15 protein-coding genes and 1 riboswitch are annotated in these 17,391 nt (G+C 71.1%); of the genes, 1 reads left to right on the top strand and 14 read right to left on the bottom strand.

From position 1 onward, the window contains the following. Nucleotides 1-19: 19 nt before the first annotated feature. The 3 genes from ACIPSA_RS14330 to ACIPSA_RS14320 all read right to left on the bottom strand — a co-directional run bounded on the left by ACIPSA_RS14330 (nucleotide 20) and on the right by ACIPSA_RS14320 (nucleotide 4,505). Nucleotides 20-805, bottom strand: a complete 786-nt coding sequence (locus ACIPSA_RS14330) for an SGNH/GDSL hydrolase family protein (RefSeq protein ID WP_402633799.1) — start codon at nucleotides 803-805, stop codon at nucleotides 20-22. A gap of 180 nt (nucleotides 806-985) precedes the next feature. Next, nucleotides 986-1,963, bottom strand: a complete 978-nt coding sequence (locus ACIPSA_RS14325) for a peptidoglycan DD-metalloendopeptidase family protein (protein WP_402633499.1) — start codon at nucleotides 1,961-1,963, stop codon at nucleotides 986-988. 4 nt (nucleotides 1,964-1,967) lie between these two features. After that, a riboswitch (cyclic di-AMP (ydaO/yuaA leader) is annotated at nucleotides 1,968-2,127 on the bottom strand. 305 nt (nucleotides 2,128-2,432) lie between these two features. Continuing rightward, nucleotides 2,433-4,505, bottom strand: a complete 2,073-nt coding sequence (locus tag ACIPSA_RS14320; protein ID WP_402633496.1) for an alpha-galactosidase — start codon at nucleotides 4,503-4,505, stop codon at nucleotides 2,433-2,435. A gap of 172 nt (nucleotides 4,506-4,677) precedes the next feature. On the opposite strand from ACIPSA_RS14320, the gene ACIPSA_RS14315 reads away from it, so the two are divergent. After that, nucleotides 4,678-5,475 carry a tyrosine-protein phosphatase gene (locus ACIPSA_RS14315; RefSeq protein ID WP_402633493.1) on the top strand — a complete coding sequence of 266 codons (798 nt, stop codon included), beginning with the start codon at nucleotides 4,678-4,680 and terminating at the stop codon, nucleotides 5,473-5,475. Between the two features lie 48 nt (nucleotides 5,476-5,523). Here ACIPSA_RS14315 and ACIPSA_RS14310 read toward each other — a convergent pair whose 3' ends face one another. The 11 genes from ACIPSA_RS14310 to ACIPSA_RS14260 form a co-directional block, all read right to left on the bottom strand. Further along, nucleotides 5,524-5,646: a DUF6126 family protein gene (locus tag ACIPSA_RS14310; protein WP_402633491.1), complete on the bottom strand. Its 123-nt coding sequence runs from the start codon at nucleotides 5,644-5,646 to the stop codon at nucleotides 5,524-5,526. Next, a complete protein-coding gene (locus tag ACIPSA_RS14305) occupies nucleotides 5,643-6,302 on the bottom strand; it encodes a helix-turn-helix domain-containing protein (RefSeq protein WP_402633488.1) in 660 nt (219 codons plus the stop codon). The genes ACIPSA_RS14310 and ACIPSA_RS14305 overlap by 4 nt, the downstream gene beginning before the upstream one ends. Nucleotides 6,303-6,373: 71 nt before the next feature. Next, nucleotides 6,374-7,759 carry an aspartate aminotransferase family protein gene (locus tag ACIPSA_RS14300; protein ID WP_402633485.1) on the bottom strand — a complete coding sequence of 462 codons (1,386 nt, stop codon included), beginning with the start codon at nucleotides 7,757-7,759 and terminating at the stop codon, nucleotides 6,374-6,376. Next, the gene (gene dxs / locus ACIPSA_RS14295) at nucleotides 7,756-9,675 is read right to left on the bottom strand and encodes a 1-deoxy-D-xylulose-5-phosphate synthase (protein WP_402633482.1); all 1,920 of its coding nucleotides are present in this window, start codon (nucleotides 9,673-9,675) and stop codon (nucleotides 7,756-7,758) included. Before dxs ends, ACIPSA_RS14300 begins: the two co-directional genes overlap by 4 nt. A gap of 28 nt (nucleotides 9,676-9,703) precedes the next feature. Then, nucleotides 9,704-10,861, bottom strand: coding sequence for a flavodoxin-dependent (E)-4-hydroxy-3-methylbut-2-enyl-diphosphate synthase (gene ispG / locus ACIPSA_RS14290; protein WP_402633480.1), 1,158 nt, complete (start codon nucleotides 10,859-10,861; stop codon nucleotides 9,704-9,706). Between the two features lie 4 nt (nucleotides 10,862-10,865). After that, nucleotides 10,866-11,891 carry an adenosyl-hopene transferase HpnH gene (gene hpnH, locus ACIPSA_RS14285; RefSeq protein ID WP_402633477.1) on the bottom strand — a complete coding sequence of 342 codons (1,026 nt, stop codon included), beginning with the start codon at nucleotides 11,889-11,891 and terminating at the stop codon, nucleotides 10,866-10,868. 5 nt (nucleotides 11,892-11,896) lie between these two features. Beyond that, nucleotides 11,897-12,538, bottom strand: coding sequence for a 1-hydroxy-2-methyl-2-butenyl 4-diphosphate reductase (locus tag ACIPSA_RS14280; protein ID WP_402633474.1), 642 nt, complete (start codon nucleotides 12,536-12,538; stop codon nucleotides 11,897-11,899). After that, nucleotides 12,538-14,583 (bottom strand): squalene--hopene cyclase, encoded by a 2,046-nt coding sequence (gene shc / locus ACIPSA_RS14275; RefSeq protein ID WP_402633471.1) that lies wholly within the window; start codon nucleotides 14,581-14,583, stop codon nucleotides 12,538-12,540. Before shc ends, ACIPSA_RS14280 begins: the two co-directional genes overlap by 1 nt. Before the next feature lie 116 nt (nucleotides 14,584-14,699). After that, nucleotides 14,700-15,764 carry a polyprenyl synthetase family protein gene (locus ACIPSA_RS14270; RefSeq protein ID WP_402633796.1) on the bottom strand — a complete coding sequence of 355 codons (1,065 nt, stop codon included), beginning with the start codon at nucleotides 15,762-15,764 and terminating at the stop codon, nucleotides 14,700-14,702. Nucleotides 15,765-15,835: 71 nt separating this feature from the next. Beyond that, nucleotides 15,836-17,263 (bottom strand): hydroxysqualene dehydroxylase HpnE, encoded by a 1,428-nt coding sequence (gene hpnE, locus ACIPSA_RS14265; RefSeq protein WP_402633468.1) that lies wholly within the window; start codon nucleotides 17,261-17,263, stop codon nucleotides 15,836-15,838. Next, nucleotides 17,260-17,391 carry a DUF6380 family protein gene (locus tag ACIPSA_RS14260; RefSeq protein WP_402633793.1) on the bottom strand — a complete coding sequence of 44 codons (132 nt, stop codon included), beginning with the start codon at nucleotides 17,389-17,391 and terminating at the stop codon, nucleotides 17,260-17,262. The genes hpnE and ACIPSA_RS14260 overlap by 4 nt, the downstream gene beginning before the upstream one ends.

The following is a 17,391-nucleotide window of genomic DNA, read 5'->3' as shown; positions in this document are numbered from 1 at the left end:
CACCGCGAGCGGCGCCCTTTCAGGCGACCGAGGCGATCCGCATCTTGATGTCGTCCGGGGACAGCGTCCCCTTCGCCGTCACGTGGTCTCCCGACGACTCCCCGCGCAACCGCCGCCCGATCCACGGGACCAGGTACTCACGGGCCCACTGGACGTCGTCGCGGCGCACGTCGAGGGTGCCGCGGGGCGGAAGCGGAGGCCAGGGCTGGTCCGGCTCGGCCGGGATCTCCAGGCCGAGCACCTGGCCCGCCCGCAGCGCGACGCGCGTGTGCCCGTCGGACGAGAGGTGGAGCCGGTCGCCGTCCCAGGCGCGCCGGTCCTGGAGGGTCTTCAGGGACCAGAGGTCGAGCACCGGGCAGCCGTACCGGTCGGCGATGGCCCGGACGTGCCCGTTGTACGTGGCGATCTTGCCGCGCAGGTGCTTGAGCACGGGCACGCCACGGGTGTCGAACCCGGTCGTCACCATGACCGTGCCGACCGCCTCGGTCAGCCGGGCGACCGCCCGCTCGAAGCGCTCGGCCACCTCGTCCGGGTCCCCGCCGGGGCGGAGGATGTCGTTGCCGCCCGCGCAGAAGGACACCAGGTCCGGCGCGAGTTCCACGGCCTGCGGGAGCTGGTCGGCCACGATCTGGTCGAGCAGCTTCCCGCGTACCGCGAGGTTGTTGTATTCGAAGTCGCCCTCGGGCCGCCGGTCCGCGAGAAGCACCGCGAAGCGGTCGGCCCAGCCGACGAATGCCCCGTCCGGGCCGGGGTCGCCGACGCCCTCGGTGAAGCTGTCCCCCACCGCCACGTACGACCCGATCACTGATCTGTTGTCACTCTTCGAATCGTCTGCCACATCGGCCCATGATTCACCTTCGGATGTGACCTACGCGACCGTAAGAAGAGGTTGACGAACGGTGAGATAAGACACTCTTAAATAGTTTGCCAACGAGGGAATAGGGCCCCGCCCAGGCGCGTTGAGGCGCACCGGCGGGGCCGGCCGTCACGCGACGGGGGCGCCGTGCGAGCGGAGGTAGCCGACCGGGTCCACGTCCGAGCCGTAGTTCGGCGTGGTGCGGATCTCGAAGTGCAGGTGCGGGCCCGTGACGTTGCCGGTCGCGCCGGAGAGGCCGACCTGCTGGCCCGCGACCACGGTCTGGCCGGCCGAGACGGAGAGCTGGGACAGGTGGGCGTACTGCGCGTAGTAGCCGTCGTCGAGCTTGATGACGACCTGGTTGCCGTACGCGCCGCCCCAGCCCGCGGAGACGACGGTGCCCGCGGCCACGGCCTTGACCGAGGTGCCGGTCGGGACGACGAAGTCGACGCCCGTGTGGTAGCCGCTGGACCACATGCCGCCCGGCACGTGGTAGCCGGTGCCGACGGCGGCACCCGTCACCGGGAGGGTGTACCCGGTCGAGACGCCGGCGGTCGTGGTCTGGGCGTTCTGCGTCGACACGTCCGACGCGGAGGAAGCGTCCGGCGCGAAGGAAGAGTTCGACGCGGCGGAAGCGTCCGACGCGGACGACGACTGCGCTGACGACGACTTCGCGGACGAGGCGGAGGAGGACGACGGCCGCGAGGGGTTCGAGGACGAGGGCGTGGCGCTCGGCGCGGCCTTCTTGCCGAGGGCGAGCTTCAGACCGGGGTGGATCAGCGACGGGTTGTCGCCGACGGCCTCGCGGTTGTCCCGGTAGAGCCGGTGCCAGCCGCCACGGACGTTCTGCTCCTCGGCGATCCTCGACAGGTAGTCGCCGGTCTTCACCGTGTAAGTGCGCGCACCCGAATGCACCGGCGCGGCCTTCTTCTCGAACGTCGGAAGCGACTGGACGGCCTTTTCGGGAGCGGACTGCGGAGTGGCCGCATGGGCACCGGCGGCCCCGATCAGCGGCAGCGCCAGCGCGGCGCCACCGGTACCGGCGACGGCGATCCTGCGGGTGAAGCGGCGGGGCTTGGGGCGGCGGTGCTTACCCTTCGCGGGCATGGCGAATTCCTCTCCGGCGCCTGCGAGGTGAGCTGTCGGGTTCGGGCTGGAGCTGCCCGGCCGCGCGCGGAGCGCGACTTCACCCCTAGCCGTCCCGGAGACCGGGACAGGCAGTCATACCTGGTGGGTCCCCCGCTCCTGCCGTACACGGGTGATTGTGTGGGGACTCCGGGCGGCGGCAGGATTCGGCGTTCCGTCCGGATTGGGGCGAACGTAAGCGACCGGGATGCGGAGCGACAAGCAGAAAATTCCCTGTGTCCGTGTTTCACATGATCCGTTACGGGAATTCCCGGTCACCCTCCGTGAATTCCCGCGGCATTTCCCTGCTCAATCCCCAGGGGAAGCAGGCGAATTACGTAGGCATGACGCGCGACGGACGGTCACGGATATGACGCTCCTCACGCACCGTCTTCCAGGCCCCTTCATTCCGGAGCGAGTTTGGATGAATGGGTCAATCCGGGCATGCCACTCAGATGCGCCGGAAACGGAAGACCGCCGCGTCGAGATCGCCCCGCAGCCCGGTACGCAGCCCGTGGTGCAGCAGTACGGCACCGCGATGCACTTCGCCCGTTTCGCGGCATTCGTACGAAGCCGTCGGGTCGAGGCCGCGCAGCCGCAGCGCCGGGGCCGGCTCGCCGTACCGCTGGGCCTGGAGCCAGGCGAGTACGACGGCCTCGTCCCCGCGCACGTACTGCACCGCACTCAGCCCGCCCTCCGGCGGCCGCAGCCGGTACAGCTCGCCGTGCTGCACCACCGGGCGGATGTCCTTGTAGAGCTCCACCCACTCCCGGGCCTCGGCGAGTTCACCCTCGGTCCATTCCGCGAGGTCGCCGCCGACCCCGAGGACGCCCGCCATCGCACTCACGAAGCGGAAGCGCAGCGAGCTGACCCTGCCGTTGAGCTGGTGGTTCGGGCTGTCGGTGACCCAGGCGGCCATGATCCGCGCCGGGTGGATCTGGCTGAAGCCGTGCTGGATGGCGAGCCGGTCGAGCGGGTCGGTGTTGTCGGAGGTCCACACCTGGTCGGTACGGCTCATCACACCGAGGTCGATCCGGCCGCCGCCGCCCGAGCAGGACTCGAACGCGACGCCCGGGTGGGCCGCCCGCAGCCGGTCCAGGAGGGCGTACAGGGCGCGCACATGGTCGACCCAGAGCCGCTGCGGGTACGGGTCCCCGGGCCAGCCCGCGTCGGTGAAGCAGCGGTTGAAGTCCCACTTCACATAGTCGACGGGGGCACTGGAGAGCAGGCTGTCGAGCTGCTCCCAGAGGTACTCCTGGACGTCCTCGCGGGCCAGGTTGAGAACGAGCTGATTGCGCAGTTCCGTCCGCTTTCGTCCCGACTGGTACTGCACCCAGTCGGGGTGTGCGCGGTACAGGTCGCTGTCCGGGTTGACCATCTCGGGCTCGACCCAGATACCGAACTGCATGCCGAGGGCGTGCACATAGTCGGCGAGCGGCTTGAGGCCGTTCGGGAAGCGGTCGGGGTTGGGTGTCCAGTCGCCGAGTCCGGCCCGGTCGCTGGTGCGGGTGCCGAACCAGCCGTCGTCGACCACGAACAGCTCGACGCCGATCGCCGCGGCCCTGCGGGCGAGCGTCGCCTGCTGCTCCTCGGAGATGTCGAAGTTCGTGGCCTCCCAGGAGTTGAACAGCACGGGCCGGTCCCGGCCGGCGTCCGGGATGACGTACGCCCGCTGGTAGGCGTGCCAGGCGCGGCTGGCACCGCCGAAACCGCCGTCGCTCCACAGGCCCGCGAAGACCGGGCTCGTGTACGACTCCCCCTCGCCCAGCATCAGCAGGCCGGAGTCGTCGTAGCCGGCGCCGCCGGTGATCTGCACGCGCGCGTCCGGGAGCTGGGCGACCGCGATCCGCCAGGAACCCGACCAGCCCAGCGCGCAGCCGTACACCTCACCGCGCTCCTCGGTGGCGTCCGTGTCGAGCGCCACCCAGGGCAGGTGCTGGTGCCCGGTGTGGCCGCGGCGGCTGCCGATGACTTTCTCGCCGTACGTGAGGGGGGAGACGGTCAGCCGGGACTCGGCGGCCCAGCGGCCGTGCAGCTGGGACAGCCGCCAGCCCTCCCGGTCGGGCAGGGTCCAGGCGGCCGGGTCGGCGCGGAGCAGCTCCACGCGCGCGTGCCCCTGGTTGCCGACGGTCACCCAGCGCTCGACCACGTCTGCACGCATCCGGTAGTGCAGGGTGACGGACAGCCCGGCGTCCCGGAAGCGCAGCCTCAGCTCGTCGCCCTCCGTCTCGTACGTCTCGAAGGTCCACTCGGTGCCGCGCCGCTCCTCGGTGCGCACGGACAGGGCGGGGCGGACGAAGCGGGGGCCGCCCTCGACCGGGTACTCCTCACGGCCGTCGAGCGGGGACTCGAAGGGCCAGTAGCCGGGCAGCGGGCGCACGGCGAGGGCCTCGGCGTCGGCGAGCTCGATTCTCGGGCCCCAGTGGAGGTGGAGCAGTTCGTCCGCCTCGGTGAGGTGCAGCGCGTAGCTGCTGGCCGGTCCGGACAGGAGCCACGTACGACCGTTTTCGGCGATGTCCACCATGGGGCCCTCACAAGTGTCAACAGATCCGCTCAAGCACCAACATCATCACGGGCCGGAGTGCTCCGAGGCAACGCCTGTGGACAACTCATTGCCTGAGGAAACTCATGTCGTATCGTCAAGCACATGCCCGTCGACGAGCCGCGTCGGCGTCGCCCGGCCGTGAGGAGCCCCCGTGACACAGCAGGTCCCGTCGACCGAGCCGGAGCTGTCCGGTGTGCGCAACTTCCGTGACGTGGGCGGACTGCCGACGACGGACGGGCGGCGGGTGCGGTACGGGGTGCTGTTCCGCAGCGGCCACCTCGCGCACGCGACCGAGGGGGACGCGGAGTTCCTCTCCTCCCTGGGCCTGCACACGATCTTCGACTTCCGCAACGAGGCGGACCAGAAGCTGGAAGGCCCCGACGTCGAGCTGCCGGGCGTGCGGAACGTGAACATGCCGCTGAGCGACCCGGCGGACGGCGCCGAGTTCTGGAAGATGGTCCGCGACGGCGAGATCGAGCAGCTGCGCGGGATCCTCGCGGACGGCAAGGCGGCGAACCGGATGATCGCCTCCTACCGGAAGATCATCAAGGAGCGCACCGACGAGCACTCCCAGGTGCTGCACGCGCTCGCCGAGGACAGCGTCCCCGCGCTGATGCACTGCGCGGCGGGCAAGGACCGGGCCGGGCTGTCGATAGCCGTGACGCTGCTCGCCCTGGGCGTGGAGCGCGAGGCCGTCCTCGCCGACTACCTGGAGTCGAACGCCAAGCACCGCCGCTACAAGGTGCGCCGGGGCGGCAGCTCGGCGTCCGCGTACTCCCCCGAGGTCATGGAGCTGCTCAGCCCGCTCTTCGAAGCGCGGGCCGAGTATCTGGCGGCGGCCGTCGAGACCATCGACGAGACGTGGGGCGGTGTCGACGCCTATCTGGAGCAGGGGCTCGGGGTCACCCCGCAGACCCGGGACCGGCTGCGGGAGCGGCTGCTCAACTGACGGCGGCCGTCACACGGCGGCCGTCACACGTCGGCCGTCACCCGGCGGTCATCCCTTGCCGCCCACCGCGAACAGCAGGTAGAGGAAGCCGGCCAGGACGTGGCCGAGGACTCCGTAGACGATCAGACGGACCCACAGGGCGCGGGGGAACTTGTCCTCCAGGTTGCTCATGGCAGCTCTCCGGTGATGGGGCCCAGGCACAGTGCGGCCGTGGGACTCTGCAGCAGGGTGTGGACGAACAGGAGCTCGACCCCGTCGGGGTCCTCGGCGGCGAGGCGGTGCGGGGTCAGCGAGTCGAAGTGCGCGCTGTCGCCGGGTGCGAGCAGGTGCACGGTGTCCCCGAGGCGCAGCCTGAGCCGCCCCTTGAGGACGTACAGCCACTCCTCGCCGGGGTGCACGCGCACGATGTCGCCCTGCGAGCCGTGGGGCACGCGGACGCGCAGCGCCTGCATCCCCCGGCCGGGCGCACCGGACTGCCAGTACGTCCAGCCGCCCGCCCGGGTCGGTTCCATGTCGGCGGCGCGCACGATCGCGTCCCGGTCGGCGACGGTCTCGCCCAGCAGCTCGGAGACCGTCGTACCGTAGATGCGGGCGAGTGCCAGCAGCATCGGCAGCGAGGGCTGGCGCTGCCCGGTCTCCAGGCGGGAGAGGTGGGCGGGCGACAGCCCGGCGGCGCGGGCCGCGGCCTCCAGGGTGAGACCGGCGCGGCGGCGCAGCGAGCGCAGCTGGGGAGCCACGGCCGGCAGGTCGTCGGCCGGAGCGGCCGGCGGCTCGTGCCCATGGCCGTGGCCGTGACCGCCAGGGTGCTCGGCTTCGGAGGAGCTCATGGCTCCATTCAGCCGGATGTTTGCCTCTGCGGCAAATTTCTTGCCTCAGAGGCAAAGCTCGCGGCTCGTGATCACCGGTTGGCGACCGCCTGCTTGATCAGCGTCCTGCCGAAGTCCCACATCAGGCCGCCGCCGCTGTGCGCGTCGTCCATCACGTCGGTGAAGGCGTCCACGAAGCGGTCCACGTCCGCCTCTACGACGACCAGCGGCGGGATCAGCTTGATCACCTCAAGATGGTCGCCGGATACCTGGGTGAGGATCCGGTGCCGTTGCAGCAGCGGTACGACGACCATCTGCGCGAACAGGCCCTTGCGCGCGGCCTGCAGCATGGTCCAGCGGCTGCGCAGCTTCAGCGAGCTCGGCCTGCCGAACTCGATGCCGATCATCAGGCCCCGGCCGCGGACGTCGGCGAGCAGTTCGTACTTGTCGGTCAGCGCGGCGAGCCGGGACTTCAGGCGATCGCCCGTCGTCCGGGCGTTCGCGACGATCTCCTCGTTCTCCATGACCGACAGCACGGCCAGCCCGGCGGCCATCGCCTGCGCGTTGGAGCCGAAGCTCGCCGAGTGCACCAGCACCCGGTCCATGGACGAGTAGACCTTCTTGAAGATCCAGTCCTTGCCGAGGGTGGCGCCGACCGGCACATAGCCGCCGGACAGCGCCTTGGCCACGCACACCAGGTCCGGTTCGACGCCGTCCTCGTGCTGGTAGGCGTAGAAGTCCCCGGTCCGGCCGAGGCCGGTCTGCACCTCGTCGGCGATGAGCAGCGCCTTGTGCCTGTGCAGCAGCTCCTGGGCGGCGCGCAGATAGCCGGGCGGGGCCTCGTGCACGCCCTTGCCCTGGATCGGTTCGACGATCAGGGCGGCGACGTCACCCTTCTTCAGTTCCCGTGCCAGGGCGTCGAGATCGCCGAGCGGTACGGCCGTGTCGGGCAGCAGCGGGGCGAATCCGTCCCGGAAGCCGTTCTCCCCGTTGACCGACAGCGAGCCGGTGGTCAGGCCGTGGAAGGCATGGTCGCAGTAGAGGATGCGCGGCCTGCCGGTGGCGTACCGGGCGAACTTCAGCGCGGTCTCCACGGCCTCCGTACCGCTGTTGCCGAAGAACGCCCGGTCCAGGTGCGGGCTGTGGGTGAGCAGCTTCTCCGCCAGCAGGCCCGGCAGCGGCTGGCAGTCGAAGCGGGTGAGGTCGGCGAGCTGCGCGTCGAGGACGTCGTGCAGCGCCTTGCGGACGACGGGGTGGTGACGGCCGAGGCCCATCACCCCGAACCCGGCGAGCATGTCCAGGTAGTCGTTGCCGTCCGCGTCCCAGAAGTGGGCGCCCTCGGCGCGCTCGTACACCTTGTCGAAGCCGATGGTGTGCAGCATGCGCGGCAGTTGGTGGTTCAGGTGCCTGGCGTGCAGCTCGTAGCGTTCGGCTCCGCGCTCGGCCAGGAGCGCGCCGAGGTCGAACTCCGTGGTCATTCAGCTCTCTCCTTGACTGTGCCCCCCGCGTCGGCTGTGCCCCCCGCGTCCTTGACCGCCAGGCTCGCGCCGATCCGTCCGGCGACCTCGACGGGCGTGAGGCCGATGTCGGCCAGTACCTCGCCGCGCTTGGCGTGCGCGAGGAACTGCTCCGGGATGCCGAACCGCCGTACCGGTACGTCGACGTCGGCGTCGCCCAGCGCGAGGGCCACCGCGGCCCCGACACCCGACGCCCGGCTGTTGTCCTCGACGACGGCCACCAGCCGGTGCTCGGCGGCGAGGCCCGGCAGGGCGGGGTCGACGGGCTTGACCCAGCGGGGGTCGACGACGGTGCAGCCGATGCCGCGGGCCTGAAGCAGCTCGGCGGCCTGGAGGCAGACCGGCGCCATGACGCCCACGGCCACCAGCAGGACCTCGGGATGTCCGGCGCGGTGCAGGACGTCCATGCCACCGACATGGTCGACCGCCGGGATCTCGGGGCCCACCGACTCCTTGGGGAAGCGCACCAGCGTGGGCGCGTCGTCGACCGCGACCGCCTCACGCAGCTGGGCGCGCAGCTGGTCGGCGTCGCGCGGGGCGGCGATCCTCAGACCGGGGACGACCTGGAGGACCGACATGTCCCACATGCCGTTGTGGGAGGCCCCGTCGACGCCGGTGACGCCGGCCCGGTCCAGGACGAAGGTCACCCCGCAGCGGTGCAGCGCGACGTCCATCAGGAGCTGGTCGAAGGCGCGGTTGAGGAAGGTGGCGTAGACGGCGACGACCGGATGGAGACCGCCGGTCGCGAGCCCCGCCGCCGACACCGCCGCGTGCTGCTCGGCGATGCCGACGTCCCACACCCGGTCGGGGAAGCGTTCGGCGAACTTGCCGAGGCCCACCGGGTGAAGCATGGCCGCCGTGATCGCCACGACGTCGTCCCGCTCCTCCCCGATACGGACGATCTCGTCGCCGAACACCGAGGTCCAGGAGGGGCCGCCGGACGGCGTGAGCGGCTCGCAGGTGAGCGGGTCCATCACGCCGACGGTGTGGAAGTGGTCCTCCTCGTGGGCCAGGGCGGGTTCGTAGCCGCGGCCCTTCTCGGTGAGGCAGTGGACGAGGACCGGCCCGTGGAAGCGCTTCGCGCGCCGCAGCGCCGACTCCACGGCCCTGATGTCGTGCCCGTCGATCGGGCCGACGTACTTCAGGCCCAGGTCCTCGAACATGCCCTGCGGGGCGAAGGCGTCCTTGAAGCCCTTCTTCGCCCCGTGCAGGGACTCGTACAGGGTGGTGCCGACGACGGGGGTCCGCAGCAGCACGTCCTTGCCCCAGGCGAGGACCTTCTCGTAGCCGTCGGTCGTGCGCAGCGTGGCCAGGTGGTTGGCGAGGCCGCCGATGGTCGGCGCGTAGGACCGCTCGTTGTCGTTGACGACGATGATCAGCGGCCGGTCCTTGGCCGCCGCGATGTTGTTGAGTGCCTCCCAGGCCATGCCGCCGGTGAGCGCGCCGTCGCCGATGACCGCGACGACATGGCCCTTCTCCCCCTGGACCCGGCGGGCCTTGGCGAGCCCGTCGGCCCAGCCGAGGGCGGTGGAGGCGTGGCTGTTCTCGATGACGTCGTGCTCGGACTCCTCACGGGAGGGATAGCCGGACATGCCCCCCTTGCCGCGCAGCTTGGAGAAGTCCTGACGCCCCGTCAGCAACTTGTGGACATAGCTCTGATGGCCGGTGTCCCAGAGGATGCGGTCGACCGGTGACTCGAAGACCCGGTGGAGCGCGACGGTCAGTTCCACCACCCCCAGGTTGGGTCCGAGGTGGCCGCCGGTCCTGGACACCGCGTGCACCAGGAACTCGCGTATTTCCTCGGACAGTTCACCGAGTTCCGCCTCGGACAGCGCCTTCAGGTCGCGTGGTCCCCGGATGTTCTCCAGAATCGTCACGCTCGGGCCCCCTCTCGGTCCGTGCTGTTCAGCTCACGGTGACGGCGGGCTCTCCCGGCCCGACGCCGTCCTTCTCCATCTGCGCGGCGATCTTCATCGCCTCCTCGATGAGGGTCTCCACGATCTTCGACTCGGGGACGGTCTTGACGACCTCGCCCTTCACGAAGATCTGGCCCTTGCCGTTGCCGGAGGCGACCCCCAGATCCGCCTCCCGGGCCTCGCCGGGACCGTTGACCACACACCCCATCACCGCGACGCGGAGCGGCACTTCCATGCCCTCCAGACCGGCGGTGACCTCGTCGGCGAGCTTGTACACGTCGACCTGGGCCCGCCCGCAGGACGGGCACGACACGATCTCCAGGCGCCGCTGCCGCAACCCGAGGGATTCCAGGATCTGGATGCCGACCTTGACCTCCTCGGCGGGCGGGGCCGACAGGGACACCCGGATCGTGTCGCCGATGCCGCCGCTCAGCAGGGCGCCGAAGGCGACCGCCGACTTGATCGTGCCCTGGAACGCGGGACCCGCCTCCGTGACACCCAGGTGCAGCGGATAGTCGCACTGCGCCGCCAACTGCCGGTACGCCTCGATCATCACGACCGGGTCGTTGTGCTTGACGGAGATCTTGATGTCCCGGAAGTCGTGCTCCTCGAAGAGGGACGCCTCCCACAGCGCGCTCTCCACCAGCGCCTCCGGCGTCGCCCTGCCGTACTTCTGCAGCAGCCGCCGGTCCAGCGAGCCCGCGTTGACCCCGATGCGCACCGGCGTGCCGCGGTCCCTTGCGGCCCGCGCGATCTGCTTCACCTGGTCGTCGAACTTCTTGATGTTGCCCGGGTTCACGCGCACGGCCGCGCAGCCGGCCTCGATCGCCGCGAACACGTACTTCGGCTGGAAGTGGATGTCCGCGATCACCGGGATCTGCGACTTGCGGGCGATGGTCGCGAGCGCGTCCGCGTCGTCCTGCGTCGGGCAGGCGACACGGACGATCTGGCAGCCGGACGCGGTGAGTTCCGCGATCTGCTGCAGGGTGGCGCCGACGTCCGACGTGCGGGTCGTCGTCATCGACTGCACCGACACCGGGGCCCCGCCCCCGACCGCCACCGGCCCGACGTGGATCCGCCGCGAGGCGCGCCGCTCGGCGATCGGCCGGGCCGGTACCTCGGGGACGCCCAAGGGAACGGCGGTCATGACGTCACTGCTGCTTTCCGCTCGTCATGGTCTCGCGGGCGGCCCGCAGGGACTCCTTGAGGGAGCCCATGGTGGCCAGGACCGCGGTCGGCTCGTAGCCGCAGTGCGCCATGCAGTTGGCGCACCGGGGGTCCTTGCCGCGGCCGTACGCGTCCCAGTCGGTCTCCTCCAACAGCTGCCTGTACGTGGGCACATAGCCGTCGCTCATCAGGTAGCAGGGCTTCTGCCAGCCGAACAGCGAGTAGCTCGGGATCGCCCACGCGGTGCACGGGAAGTCGACCTTGCCCTCCAGGAAGTCCAGGAAGAGCGGGCTCTGGTTGAGCCGCCAGCGCCTGCGGTTACCGCCCGAGAAGGCCTTCTTGAACAGCTCGCGGGTCTGCTGGACGCCGAGGAAGTGCTCCTGGTCCGGGGCCTTCTCGTAGGCGTAGGCGGGCGAGAGCATCATCTCGTCGACCTCCAGGTCGTCGTTGAGGAAGTTGAGCACCTCGACGACGGTCTGGGGGGTGTCGGTGTTGAAGAAGGTCGAGTTGGTGGTCACCCGGAAGCCGCGCCGCTTGGCCTCCTTGATGGCCTCCACCGCCTCGTCGAAGGTGCCGTCCTTGGCCACCGAGGCGTCGTGCCGCTCCCGCAGCCCGTCGATGTGCACCGCCCAGGCGAAGTAGGGCGAGGGCGTGAACTTGTCCATCTTCTTGCGCATCAGCAGCGCGTTGGTGCACAGGAAGACGAACTTCTTCCTGGCCACCAACTGCCGTACGATCTCGTCGATCTGAGGGTGCATCAGCGGTTCACCGCCGGCGATGGACACCATCGGGGCACCGGACTCCAGGACCGCGCCCACGGCCTGGGCGACGGGCATGCGCTGCTTGAGCACGCCCGCGGGATGCTGGATCTTGCCGCAGCCCTCGCACTTCAGGTTGCAGGCGAACAACGGCTCCAGCTCGACCAGCAGCGCGAACTTGTCCCGCTTCCTCACTTTCTGTTCGAGCAAATACGTAGCGACCTTGATGGACTGACGCAGCGGCATGGCCATCTGGCTCACCTCCGGGGGAGCAGCAAAGAACGGTGCCATTCGTAGAAAGCGGGAAGGACGGAACTAAGGACACGGAAAGCCGATATTCCACCGCGTACCGTGCCGATCCGGACGAGTTCATGTTCTGGAGCGTCCACGACCACCCGGACGGCCGCAACAGGGCGCTCGCCCGTGCGGACAGCGCTCAGGAGCGTGGCCGCCGACTCCATGTCGACGGCGATCGCACCGGTCGCGAGCAGGTCGGACCGCTCGGGGCCGCGCACGACGTGATCGGAGCCGGTGACGGGTCCGGTGTGGACGGTGCGTCCCGGCACGGTGCGCGCCAGTTCCTTGACGAGCAGGTCGGTGCCCACGCACGGGACGTTTCCGCTCGGGTCCCGGGTCTCGTCGGCGACGACCAGGTCGCCGGGGTGCATACCGGGGGCAAGTCCCGCACAGAAGCCCGTGGCCAGGACCGCGGCCCCGGCGAACCCGGGCTCGGCCAGCCGGCGCGTGACGGAGCGCTCCGCCGCCCTGGGCCCCATGCCGGTGCGCAGGACGGTGACCTGCCCGCCGGCTCCGCCGTGGTCGCGCGAGCGCAGGGCGAGATGCTCGATACCGAGCGCGCAGGCGATCAGCAGCGGGGCCGGGGCGGGCTGTGCGCTCATCAGCTCCCCTTGGCCTCGGCGAGCGGCTTCCCGGCGGGCCGCTCGGCGGCCTTCGCGGGGTACCGGTCGGCGAACGGCTCGCCGTGCACATAGCGGCCGAGTGCGGTGAGCGGGAAGACCTGCCGGTAGAGGTGGTAGTTGATGGAGAAGTCCCAGGGGAAGCCGGTGCCGGTGAAGTACGGCTCGTCCCAGGAGCCGTCCTCCCGCTGGGTCTCGGCCAGCCACCGGATGCCGCGCTCGACGGCCTTGGAGTCCTTCTCCCCCGCCGAGAGCAGCGCCATCAGCGCCCACGCGGTCTGCGAGGCGGTGGAGGCGCCACGGCCGCTCCACTCCTTGACGTGCTTGTAGGAGCGCAGGTCCTCGCCCCAGCCGCCGTCGTCGTTCTGAACGCTCTCCAGCCAGGTCACGGCCCGGCGGATCGCCGGATGCGAGGCGGGGATCCCGGCGGCGGTCAGCGCGGGCACCACGGACCCGGTGCCATAGACGTAGTTGACCCCCCAGCGCCCGAACCACGAGCCGTCCGGCTCCTGCCCGGCCAGCAGCCACTCGATGCCGCGCCGGGTGCGCGGGTCGTGGGAGAGGCCCTCGACCGCGAGCATCTCGACGACGTGCGCGGTGACGTCGGCCGAGGGCGGGTCGACCACCTCGCCGAAGTCGCAGAACGGCAGCCGGTTGGGGAAGGGGCTGGTGTTGTCGGCGTCGAAGGCTCCCCAGGCGCCGTTCCTCGACTGCATGCCGAGCAGCCAGCGCGCCCCGCGCGCGATCGACTTCTCCACCCGCTCCGGGTCGTGGTGCCTGACCCGGCGCAGGGCGAGGAGCACCTCCGCGGTGTCGTCGGTGTCGGGATAGTTGTCGTTGTGGAACTCGAACGCCCAGCCGCCCGGCGGGAGTCCGGGCCGTCGTACGGACCAGTCGCCGGGCCGTACGATCTCCTCGCCGAGCATCCAGTCGGCGGCCTTGACGAGCTGCGGGTGATCGGCGGGCAGGCCCGCGTCGGCGAGCGCGATGGTCGCCAGGCAGGTGTCCCACACCGGGGACTGGCAGGCCTCGATCATCCGGGCGCCGTCCTCGCGCCACACGGCGTAACGATCCAGCGATTCGATTCCCGCCCGCATCACGGGGTGTTCGAGGTCGTAGCCGAGCAGGTACAGGGCGATGACCGAGTACACGGCCGGCGGCTGGATGCCGCCCCAGCAGCCGTCGTTCTCCTGCCGCTCGACGATCCAGCGGGCGGCCGAGTTCATCGCGGCCCGGCGCAGCTTGCGCGGGACGACCTTGCGCATGCGGTGCAGCGCCTTGTCCAGACGCTGGAAGGCTCCGTCCCAGCTCGCCGCCGGGGCGAGCGGCCGGGGCGGGTTGGGGGCGGCCGGGTCGGTGTGCAGTTCGTCGAGCGGGAAGGGGGCGGGACGCACCGGGCGCTTCGCGGAGACGATGGTGAGCGGCACGATGGTCTGCCGGGCCCAGCACCCGAAGTCGTAGATGTTGAGCGGCATCCACTTGGGGAAGTAGATGAGCTCCGGCGGGAGTTCGGGGAGGTCCTCCCACTTCCACCAGCCGAACAGGGCGAGCCAGATCCGGGTGAAGACCCGGGCGGACGCGATGCCGCCCCGCTCGCGGATCCAGGCGGAGGCCCTCGCCATGTGAGGGGCCTCGGGCTCGTCGCCGGCCAGGCGCAGAGCGACGTACGCCTCGATGGTGGCGGAGAGTTCGCCGGGACCGCCGTAGAAGGTGGCCCAGGTGCCGTCCTCGCGCTGCTCGCCGCGGATGAAGAGCGCTGCGGCCCTGGTCGTCGCCTCGTCGCGGATGCCCAGGAACTGACGGAGCAGCAGGTCCTCGGCGTCCATCGTGACGTTGGTCTCGAGGTCGCCCTTCCACCAGCCCTCGGCGTCCTGGCGGGAGAGCAGGAAGTCCGTGGCGAGCCTGACGGCGCGTTCAGCGGCTTCTTGTACGCCGGCCGCCACGGGCGTGGTGATGTCGGTTTCGCTGGCCGCGGGGGCCCGGGGCGGCAAGGCGGCCCCGGTGCTTCCGTCGGTCGTCGCTGTCATGGCTTCCCCTTCGTGCAGTCGTGCGAGTCGTGCTGCTGTGGGTCCGCCGTCGGCCGGTGCTGTCTGCGCGCTCGCACCGGCCGGCGACTACGCGAGGGCTATTCGACCGATAGTGATCATCTCTTTCGTACGACGACGAAGTCCGCGAGCGCCGCGAACCGGGCCCGCACCGGGGCGGGCATGTCGACGGCGTCGAGGGCTTCGATCGCGATCGTGTACTGACGGCGCGCCTCTTCGGCGGTCCACTCGCGGCCGCCCGCCTCCTCGATGAGGGCGGCGCGGGCCGCGAACTCCTCCTCGGAGAAGTTCTCGAAGTCGCTGCTCTTGGCGTCGGCGGCGAGCATCTCGCCGAGCCGCTCGGAGGCGGATCCGCCGGCCGCGAGTGCGGCCACGACCGGCAGGGACTTCTTGCGCTGGCGCAGGTCGCTCCAGGTCTGCTTGCCGGTGGCCTCCGGATCGCCCCAGATGCCGAGCAGATCGTCGACGGCCTGGAAGGCGAGGCCGAGGTGGTAGCCGTACTTCTCCAGCGCGTCGGCGGTGCGGTCGTCGGCGCCGCCGAGCACCGCGCCGATGGAGCTGGAGGCGGCGAGCAGGGCGCCGGTCTTGTTGCCCTCCATCTCCAGGCACTCCTCGACACTGACCCGGTCGCGGTGCTCGTAGGAGATGTCCTGCGCCTGACCGTCGATCAGCGCGCGGGTGGCGGTGGTCAGCCGGCGGGTGGCGCGGCCGGCCTCGACGGTGCCGAGCTCCAGGAGGATCTCGTTGGCCAGGGCGAACAGGGCGTCGCCGACCAGGATGGCCTGGGCGGGGCCGTGCACCTTCCAGACGGTGTCGCGGTGCCGGCGCTGCTCGTCGCCGTCCATCAGGTCGTCGTGCAGGAGCGAGAAGTTGTGCACCAGTTCGACGGCGACCGCGCCGGGGACGCCGACCTCGGGCGCGGCGCCGGTGACCTCGGCGGAGAGCACGGCGAGGGCGGGGCGCACGGCCTTGCCGCCGTCGCCGTCGGCCGGGTTGCCCTGGGCGTCGATCCAGCCGAAGTGGTAGGCGGCGACCGTGTCCATGGGAGGGGCCAGGCGGTCGACGGCCGCCCGCAGTACCGGTGTGGCCAGGGTCCGGCCGCGCTCCAGGAGCGCGGTCACGTCCACCGCGGTCTCTCGAGCGGCCTTCGAGGCCGGGGGCACAGTGGGCACAGTCTCTCCTCTTGTTGCGGTACCGGGGGTGCGGGGGCCTGCCGAGCCGTGCTGATCGGGCATCAGGCCGCCTCCTCGAATGCGAAGAGGTGGCGGGGGCGGGGCCGGCCCAGGGCGCCCAGCGCGGCGTCGGCCGCGCTGACTCCACTGCGGACCGCACTCTCCATGGTCGCGGGCCACCCTGTGGCGGTCCACGCTCCGGCCAGGTACAGGCCGGGGGCCTTGGTGCGGGCGCCGGGCCGCAGCCGCCCGACGCCTGGGGTGGGGGCGAACGTCGCCGTGCGCTCCCGGGTCACGAAGAAATCCTTCACTTCCGCGCCGCGCGCGGCGGGCAGCAGCCGTTCCAACTCGGGCACATAGCGCTCGCGCAAGGCGGCGACCGGCTCGTCGATCTCGTCCTGCGCGGCCGACTGGGACAGGGCGAGGTACTGGCCGTCCTTCAGCCCGGACGCCCCGGTGCGGTCGAAGACCCACTGCACCGGGGTGCCGAGGGCCGCGAAGAACGGCTTGGCGAGCACCTTGCGGTCGTAGACGACATGGACGTTGAGGATCGGCGCGGTGCCGATCTCCAGGAGGTTGCCGGGGGCGTCGAGGGCGCCGGGCGGCAGCAGACCGTGGGTCTCGCGCTGGGGCACGGCGAGGACGACGGCGTCCGCCCGGAGCGTCTCGCCGGGAACCTGAACGCTCCAACTCCCGTTCTCGTTGCGGGAGACGGAGGTGACGCGTGTACGGACCTCGGTACGGACGCCCGCGGAGTCGAGCGCCTTGCGGGCGAGACGGTCATGCAGTTCGCCCAGCGGGACGTGCGCCCAGCCGATGTCGGCCGCGCCCGGGTCGGACAGCAGACCGGTCTTGAACACCATCGCGGCGAGCCCCAGCGAGGCGTCGCCCGCGACCGCGTTGAGGGTGGCGACCCCGACCAGGTCCCACAGGGCCTCGACGGTACGCGCCGACTGGCCGTGCCCGGCCAGCCAGCTGCCGAAGTCCTGCGTGTCCAGGGTCGGATCGGCGAGGTCGAGCCCCTTGAGCGCGAGCGCGGCACGCCCCACGCCCGCCCGCTCGGCGAGCGAGAGGTGCGGGTAGGTGGCCAGGCTCCGGCCGAGGTGCAGGGGTACGGGCAGCGCGTCGCGCCGCAGCCTGCCCAGGCGCCGGCCCTCGGGCTTGGCGACGTCGAGAACGGGCACGTCGAGACGATCCTGCAGAGGTGCCAGCGCCGTGCCCTCGATCCGGTCGAGGAACCACCGGTAGGCGGTGCAGCAGCGCAGGAAGACGTGCTGGCCGTTGTCGACGGTCAAGTCGCCGCGCCGGAAGGAGAAGGCGAGCCCGCCGAGGCGAGCCCTGCCTTCGAGCAGGGTGACGCGGACGCCCGCGTCGGCGAGTGCGAGCGCCGCCGTGATGCCGGCCAGTCCGCCGCCGACCACGACGGCGCTGCGTCCCGTGCCTGGCGGGATGCCAGCGTGCGGCTCGTGCGGCCGCGTGCCGTCCTTCATCGTGCGTCCTCCCGTGCGCGCCCGCCGTGCTGGTTGAACGGTGCACGGCAGGTCGTCGCAGTCAGGGACGCCGCGCCGCACCGGAGGGTTGCGTGCCGCTTTTCTCCGGTGGAGTCACCTTGGCCCAT

The sequence above is a fragment of the Streptomyces sp. NPDC086549 genome, from assembly GCF_044746205.1.
Classification (GTDB): domain Bacteria; phylum Actinomycetota; class Actinomycetes; order Streptomycetales; family Streptomycetaceae; genus Streptomyces.
Note: the sequence above shows the minus strand (reverse complement) of the source record. Positions and strands in the feature narration are given on the sequence as shown.

What these genes read in the sequence shown, in the direction of transcription:
- ACIPSA_RS14260 (WP_402633793.1), bottom strand. Translation starts at nt 17,391, where the DNA reads ATGGGCCAAGGTGACTCCACCGGAGAAAAGCGGCACGCAACCCTCCGG.
- ACIPSA_RS14300 (WP_402633485.1), bottom strand. Translation starts at nt 7,759, where the DNA reads ATGACCACGGAGTTCGACCTCGGCGCGCTCCTGGCCGAGCGCGGAGCC.
- ACIPSA_RS14320 (WP_402633496.1), bottom strand. Translation starts at nt 4,505, where the DNA reads ATGGTGGACATCGCCGAAAACGGTCGTACGTGGCTCCTGTCCGGACCG.
- ACIPSA_RS14305 (WP_402633488.1), bottom strand. Translation starts at nt 6,302, where the DNA reads ATGAGCTCCTCCGAAGCCGAGCACCCTGGCGGTCACGGCCACGGCCAT.
- hpnH (WP_402633477.1), bottom strand. Translation starts at nt 11,891, where the DNA reads ATGGCCATGCCGCTGCGTCAGTCCATCAAGGTCGCTACGTATTTGCTC.
- hpnE (WP_402633468.1), bottom strand. Translation starts at nt 17,263, where the DNA reads ATGAAGGACGGCACGCGGCCGCACGAGCCGCACGCTGGCATCCCGCCA.
- ACIPSA_RS14280 (WP_402633474.1), bottom strand. Translation starts at nt 12,538, where the DNA reads ATGAGCGCACAGCCCGCCCCGGCCCCGCTGCTGATCGCCTGCGCGCTC.
- ACIPSA_RS14325 (WP_402633499.1), bottom strand. Translation starts at nt 1,963, where the DNA reads ATGCCCGCGAAGGGTAAGCACCGCCGCCCCAAGCCCCGCCGCTTCACC.
- ACIPSA_RS14310 (WP_402633491.1), bottom strand. Translation starts at nt 5,646, where the DNA reads ATGAGCAACCTGGAGGACAAGTTCCCCCGCGCCCTGTGGGTCCGTCTG.
- ispG (WP_402633480.1), bottom strand. Translation starts at nt 10,861, where the DNA reads ATGACCGCCGTTCCCTTGGGCGTCCCCGAGGTACCGGCCCGGCCGATC.
- shc (WP_402633471.1), bottom strand. Translation starts at nt 14,583, where the DNA reads ATGACAGCGACGACCGACGGAAGCACCGGGGCCGCCTTGCCGCCCCGG.